The organism is Neisseria sp. P0001.S005 (assembly GCF_051963715.1).
In genome coordinates this window covers 1-422 of the sequence record NZ_JBQCTZ010000646.1, presented here as the reverse complement: position 1 = coordinate 422, position 422 = coordinate 1, and the positions used below count along the sequence as shown (strand labels likewise).

At 53.6% G+C, this 422-nt stretch carries 1 protein-coding gene; it reads left to right on the top strand.

Annotated features, from left to right (window positions below):
• Positions 1–51 precede the first annotated feature (51 nt).
• Positions 52–422, top strand: a 371-nt coding sequence (locus tag ACTHSP_RS22175; RefSeq protein WP_440347030.1) for an LpxL/LpxP family acyltransferase, incomplete at its 3' end; no start/stop codon positions are given.

The following is a 422-nucleotide window of genomic DNA, read 5'->3' as shown; positions in this document are numbered from 1 at the left end:
CAGACGGCCTTTCGGTTATAATAGCCCTTTGCCCACATACAGCGAGCCTTCATGAAAGCCGCCTTCCTTTTTCTCTACCTCATCCGCCTGCTGCCTTTTTGCGTGTTGCACAAGATTGCCGACGCGATCGGTATTCTCGCCTATTACGCAGTCAAACCGCGCCGCAAAGTCGGCGAGGTCAACCTTAAAAAATGCTTTCCCGAGCTGAACGACAGCCAGCGCACTGCCCTGCTCAAACGCCACTTCCAACACATGGCAAAGCTGATGCTCGAATACGGCCTCTACTGGTACGCACCTGCGGACAAGCTGCGCTCGTTGGTACGCTATCAAGACAAACACCATCTTGACGAAGCCCTCGCCGCCGGCGAAAAAGTCATCATCCTCTATCCGCACTTTACCGCATTTGAAATGGCGGTTTACAC